Raw genomic sequence first — 6,532 nt, forward strand, 5'->3', positions numbered from 1 at the left:
GGACTCGGGCAGCGGCGCGGACAGGATCGCGGCGATCTCCGGCCGCGGCACGGGCTGCGGCGCACACACCCCGCCGAGGTCCTTCGCCCGTACGGCCTTGGTGATCCACGTCCGGTCGAGCACCCGCCGCTCATCGGCCTCGGCGACCAGGTCCTCGGACTGGTTGTAGTCCCCGTCGGCGGCCTGCACGGCCCACAGGTGCACGGCGACGCCGTGCTCCTTGGCGGCCATCATGCCCGGCAGCAGATCGCCGTCGCCGGTGACGAGGACGACGTCCGAGCAGGCGCGGTTGCGGGCCAGCTCGGTCAGTTCGGCGTGCATGGCGGCGTCGACGCCCTTCTGCGCCCAGCGTCCGTCGCTGCGGGTCAGGGCGCCGAGGCGGACGGTGACCCGGGGCATCACGCGCAGCCTGCGGTGCTCGGGCTGCGGGACGCGGTCGGGGGCGCCGTCGAACCAGTAGATGCGGAGCAGCGGCCGTTCCGTGTCGGACTCGGCGCGCTCGCGCAGTCCCTGGATGAGGGCGGTGTGATCGACGGTGATACGGGAACGCGAGGGCTCTCCGGCGAGGAGACTGGCGGCCGCCCCCAGCAGATACCCGGCGTCCACCAGGACGATGCAGCGGTCCACGCGACTCACCCTCTTCCCGGTCGGTTCACTTCGGGCTTGCTTCGAGTCTGCCCGACCGCGCAGGGGTTAACGGCCCGAACTCGATCTTCGGCGTGGCGTTTCGGGGCTTCTCTCTCGCATCAACCATGTCACACACGGTAATTATCCGAAATGCGTTCTTCGTCAGCCTATGTGAATCTGGTCGCGGCCCTGGCCCCTAGATCCCCCTCAGGAGGCAGATCACCATGGCCAAGAACAAGCACCGTGACCGTAAGCAGCCGCAGTCCGAGCGCGCCCAGGAGCAGGCCACGTCGTCCTCGATGGAGGCACAGGCCGAACAGCGCATATCCCAGGCGACGCCGAGCGACATGGCCCGCAAGGGCAAACAGAAGCGCTTCGGCCACAACTGAGGCCCGCGTCAAGGGTTGTTGAATGACTGAGGGGCGCATCCGTTGGCGGATGCGCCCCTCAGTCATCTCTGTGTGTCCGTTGCTCAGCCCGCCAGGCAGGCCGGGCCGAGCAGCACCTTCAAGTCGCCGAACAGGGCCGGGTCCGGCTTCACCCGGTGCCGGTCCAGGCGCAGGACGGTGGTCTTGGTCGGGCCCTGGAGCCTGATGCGGACCTCGCTGTCGCCCCGGTGGTGGCTGAGGATCTCACCGAGCCTGCTCACCATCGGCGGGGTGACCCTGGTCGCCGGGATGGTGAGGATCACGGGCGCGTTGGTGCCCGCGTTCGACACGTCCGGGACCTGCATCTCCATCGCGACCAGACGGGGCACGTCCTCGCGCTTGTCGAGGCGGCCCTTGACGAACACGATGGTGTCCTCGACGAGTTGGGTCGAGATGAGCTGGTAGGTCGCCGGGAAGAACATGCACTCGATGGAGCCCGCGAGGTCCTCGACGGTGGCGATCGCCCAGGCGTTGCCCTGCTTGGTCATCTTGCGCTGGAGGCCCGAGATGATGCCGCCGATGGTGACGACCGCGCCGTCCGCGTGCTCACCTCCGGTGAGCTGGGCGATGCCCGCGTCGGCCTTGTCGGACAGCACGTGCTCCAGGCCGAAGAGCGGGTGGTCGGAGACGTACAGACCGAGCATCTCCCGCTCCTGGGCGAGGAGATAGGTCTTCTCCCACTCGTCGGTGGTGAACTCCACGTCGAGTCCGAAGCCGGGCTCGCTGGTGTCCTCCTCGCCCATGCCGCCGAAGAGGTCGAACTGGCCCTCGGCCTCCTTGCGCTTGACCGCCACCACGTTGTCGATCATCGGCTCGAAGTGCGCGGTGAGGCCCTTGCGGGTGTGCCCCAGGGTGTCGAACGCACCGGCCTTGATGAGGGATTCGGTCGTGCGCTTGTTGCAGGCGGCGGCCTCGACCTTGTCCAGGTAGTCGGGGAAGGAGCCGTACTTCCCCTTCGCCTTGCGGGACCTGATGATCGAGTCGACCACGTTCGTGCCGACGTTGCGCACGGCCTCCAGGCCGAAGAGGATCACGTCGTCGCCCTGGGCGGCGAAGTTGTGCACGGACTCGTTGACGTTCGGCGGGAGCACCTTGATCTTCATGCGCCGGCACTCGTTCAGGTAGATCGCGGACTTGTCCTTGTCGTCCTTGACCGAGGTGAGCAGCGCCGCCATGTACTCGGCCGGGTAGTTGGCCTTCAGGTAGGCGGTCCAGTACGAGACCAGGCCGTACGCGGCGGAGTGCGCCTTGTTGAACGCGTAGCCGGCGAAGGGGACCAGGACGTCCCACAGGCCTTGGATCGCCTCGTCGCTGTAGCCGTTCTTCCGGGCGCCCGCCTGGTAGATGGTGAAGTTCTTCGCCAGTTCCTCGGGCTTCTTCTTGCCCATCACGCGGCGCAGGATGTCGGCCTCGCCGAGCGAGTACCCGGCGACGATCTGGGCGGCCTTCTGCACCTGCTCCTGGTACACGATCAGGCCGTAGGTCACCGCGAGGACCTCCTCAAGAGGCTCCTCCAGCTCCTTGTGGATCGGGGTGATCTCCTGGCGCTTGTTCTTGCGCTCGGCGTAGTTGATGTGCGAGTTCATGCCCATCGGGCCGGGGCGGTACAGGGCCGAGACGGCGGAGATGTCCTCGAAGTTGTCGGGCTGCATCTGGCGCAGCAGCGAACGCATCGGGCCGCCGTCGAACTGGAACACGCCCAACGTGTCGCCGCGGCAGAGCAGTTCGTACGTCTTGGGGTCGTCCAGCGGGAGGGCGAGCATCTCCAGGTCGATGCCCTTGTTGGACTTCACCATCTTCACGGCGTCGTCCATGATCGTGAGGTTGCGCAGCCCCAGGAAGTCCATCTTGATCAGGCCGAGCGACTCGCACTGCGGGTAGTCCCACTGCGTGATGGTCACGCCGTCCGTGTGCCGCACCCAGATCGGAGCGTGATCGACGATGGGCTCGCTGGACATGATGACGCCGGCCGCGTGCACGCCCATCTGCCGGACCAGGCCCTCGACGCCCTTGGCGGTGTCGATGACCTTCTTGACGTCCGGCTCGTTCTCGTACATCCCGCGGATCTCGCCCGCCTCGCCGTAGCGGGGGTGCTTGGGGTCGGTGATGCCGGAGAGGTCGATGCCCTTGCCGAGGACGTCGGCGGGCATCGCCTTGGTGAGGCGGTCGCCCATCGCGTACGGGTAGCCCAGCACGCGCGCGGAGTCCTTGATCGCGTTCTTGGCCTTGATCTTGCCGTAGGTGCCGATCATGGCGACCTTGTCGGCGCCGTACTTCTCGGTCACGTACCTGATCACCTCGACGCGCCGACGCTCGTCGAAGTCGATGTCGACATCGGGCATGGAGACGCGCTCGGGGTTGAGGAACCGCTCGAAGATCAGGCCGTGCGGAATCGGGTCGAGGTCGGTGATGCCCATGGCGTACGCGACGATCGAGCCTGCGGCGGAGCCTCGGCCGGGGCCGACCGCGATGCCGTTGTTCTTCGCCCACATGATGAAGTCGGCGACCACAAGGAAGTAGCCCGGGAACCCCATCTGGATGATGACGTCCAGCTCGTACTCGACCTGCTTCTGCCGGTCCTCGGGGACGCCGCCCGGGAAGCGGCGCTCCATGCCGAGGCGCACCTCTTCCTTGAACCAAGTGACCTCGGTGTAGCCGTCCGGGATGTCGAATTTCGGCATGAGGTTCTTCGCCTCGAACATGCCGGTCGTATCGATCTGTTCGGCGACCAGGAGGGTGTTGCGGCAGCCCTCCTGCCAGGCGTCCGAGGAGTCCACGGCGTACATCTCGTCCGTCGACTTCAGGTAGTAGCCGGTGCCGTCGAAGCGGAAGCGGTCCGGGTCGGAGAGGTTCTTGCCGGTCTGGATGCACAGCAGGGCGTCGTGCGCGACGGACTCGTGCGCGTACGTGTAGTGCGAGTCGTTCGTCACCAGGGGCGGGATGCCGAGCTTGCGGCCGATGTCGAGGAGGCCGTCACGGACCCGGCGTTCGATCTCGATGCCGTGGTCCATCAGCTCCAGGAAGTAGCGGTCCTTGCCGAAGATGTCCTGGTACTCGGCCGCCGCCTTGAGGGCCTCTTCCTCCTGGCCGAGGCGCAGTCGGGTCTGCAGTTCGCCCGAGGGGCAGCCGGTGGAGGCGATGAGCCCCTCGGACCACTGGGAGATGGTCTCCTTGTCCATGCGCGGCCACTTCTGCAGCCAGCCCTCGGCGTACGCGTCCGAGGACAGCTTGAAGAGGTTGTGCAGGCCCGTCTTGTTGGCCGCCCAGATCGTCTTGTGGGTGTAACCACCGGAACCGGACACGTCGTCGCGCTTCTGGTGCGGCTGGCCCCACTGGATCTTGCGCTTGTTGCGCCGCGACTCCGGGGCGACGTACGCCTCGATGCCGATGATCGGCGTGACACCGGCCTTCGTCGCCGTGTGGAAGAAGTCGTAGGCCCCGTGGAGGTTGCCGTGGTCGGACATCGCGATATGGGTCATGCCCATCTCGTTGCACGCGTTGAACATGTCCTTCAGCCGCGCGGCACCGTCCAGCAGCGAGTACTGGGTGTGGACATGCAGGTGCGTGAACGGCGGCTTTGACACGGCTTGGCCTCCAGGGGAAACAGTCGACAACAGACAGCGGGCGGTCTGGGGGGACGAGACCGAATCCTATGCCTCGCCACTGACACAAGGCGGGCACTCCCGCGTACCTTCAAGCGTTGGAATGTGACGACAGACCCGTCACATGTCACGTACCACCCGTACCAGGAGGCACAGAGCGATGTCGGTTCCGCAGCTCAACGACGAGCACCGCGGCGAGGAGATCCTTGCCGTCTTCGACACCGCCTTCGGCGAGCTCCTGGCCGCCGACCCGGCCGCGTTCCGCGTGAAGTTCCGGAAGATGGCGGCCTCCGCCTTCGCCTTCTACCGGGGCACGGCGGCGCTCTTCTACCACGACCTCGATGCCGAGAAGCGGGGCGGCCCGTACCTGGACGACCGCACCTCGCGCGTGTGGATCCACGGCGACCTGCATGCCGAGAACTTCGGCACGTACATGGACTCGAACGGCCGCCTGGTCTTCAACGTCAACGACTTCGACGAGGCGTACGTCGGCCCGTTCACCTGGGACCTCAAGCGCTTCGCCGGCTCCATCGCGCTCCTCGGGTACGCGAAGGCGCTCAGTGACGAGCAGATCACCGAGCTGGTGAAGATCTACGCGGGCGCCTACCGCGAGCGGGTGCACGCGCTGGCGACCGGCGCGAAGAGCGACGAGGTGCCGCCGTTCACGCTGGACACCGCCGACGGGCCGCTCCTGGGCGCGCTGCGCACCGCCCGCTCGCTGACCCGCTTCGAGCTGCTGGACTCGATGACGGAGATCCGTGACTTCGAGCGCCGGTTCGCGTCGGGCGGCGGCTCCATCGAGCTGGACGCGGCGACCCGGTACAAGGTCCTCGCGGCCTTCGACGGCTACCTGGAGACGCTCCCCGAGTCCTCCCTGGACCGCCCCGACTCGTACCGCGTGAAGGACGTCGTCGGCCGCCGAGGGATCGGCATCGGCTCGGCCGGACTGCCGTCGTACAACATCCTTCTGGAGGGCAACAGCGACGCCCTGGAGAACGATGTGGTGATCTACATCAAGCAGGCCCAGACTCCGGCCGTCTCCCGGCACATCACGGACGCGGCGATCCGGGACTACTTCCAGCACGAGGGCCACCGCACGGTGATCTCCCAGCGCGCCCTCCAGGCGCACGCCGACCCGTGGCTGGGCTGGACCGAGCTGGACGGCTCGGGGCAGCTGGTCGCCGAGGTGTCGCCGTACGCGGTGGACCTGGACTGGAGCGACATCGACGACCCTGAGGAGATCGCCGCCGTGGTCGCCGACCTGGGGCGGGCCACGGCCACCATGCACGCGGCGGCCGACGACCAGTCCGGCGAGTCCCTGGTGCCGTTCTCCACCGAGCGGGCCATCGACGCGGCGATCGCGGCCGACGAGGACGGCTTCGCGGGCGTGCTGGTCGACTTCGCGCACGACTACGGCGCACGCGCGCGTGCCGACCACCAGATCTTCGTCGACCTGTTCCGCAACGGCCGGATTCCGGGTCTGTAACCATCCGTACGCTCACAGGAACCCTTTAGGGGTCCCCTACCGGAGCACATGACAGACTCACCTCCGCTATGGACATATCCGGGATCCAGCTCAGGGCCGTACGCGCGGCGCTGTTCACGGCACTGGTCGTGACGCTCAGCACCGCGTCGCACGTGCTGCTGTCCCGGGTTCCGCTTCCGTTCGGCACGGTGGCCGCGATAGCGGCCACCGTGTTCGTGCTCGCGTACGCGCTGGCGGGCCGCGAGCTCGGCTTCGGCCGGATCGCCGCGCTGCTGATCCCGCTGGAGCTGGCCGCCGACACGGTGTTCACCACCGGCCAGCACGCCTGCTACGGCAGGGCGGGCGGCCCGGTCGCCGGACCGCTGCGCGCGGTCGGCCTGGACGTGCTG

General features: G+C 67.5%; 4 protein-coding genes and 1 pseudogene. 3 read left to right on the forward strand and 2 right to left on the reverse strand.

The features are described 5' to 3' along the window. Positions 1-627 (reverse strand): NYN domain-containing protein (locus R6V09_RS42695; protein ID WP_317886871.1); only part of this gene is annotated, 627 nt, incomplete at its 3' end. A 224-nt stretch (positions 628-851) separates the two neighbouring features. On the opposite strand from R6V09_RS42695, the gene R6V09_RS42700 reads away from it, so the two are divergent. Further along, positions 852-1,016 (forward strand): hypothetical protein, encoded by a 165-nt coding sequence (locus R6V09_RS42700; protein WP_019067731.1) that lies wholly within the window; start codon positions 852-854, stop codon positions 1,014-1,016. A gap of 83 nt (positions 1,017-1,099) precedes the next feature. On the opposite strand, the gene dnaE is transcribed toward R6V09_RS42700, so the two are convergent. After that, positions 1,100-4,639, reverse strand: a complete 3,540-nt coding sequence (gene dnaE, locus R6V09_RS42705) for a DNA polymerase III subunit alpha (protein ID WP_317886872.1) — start codon at positions 4,637-4,639, stop codon at positions 1,100-1,102. 178 nt (positions 4,640-4,817) lie between these two features. On the opposite strand from dnaE, the gene R6V09_RS42710 reads away from it, so the two are divergent. After that, positions 4,818-6,143: a DUF2252 domain-containing protein gene (locus tag R6V09_RS42710; protein WP_317886873.1), complete on the forward strand. Its 1,326-nt coding sequence runs from the start codon at positions 4,818-4,820 to the stop codon at positions 6,141-6,143. 68 nt (positions 6,144-6,211) lie between these two features. Then, positions 6,212-6,532, forward strand: a pseudogene (locus tag R6V09_RS42715) (hypothetical protein); the annotation flags it as partial.

This window comes from Streptomyces sp. W16 (assembly GCF_033194735.1).
GTDB lineage: Bacteria > Actinomycetota > Actinomycetes > Streptomycetales > Streptomycetaceae > Streptomyces.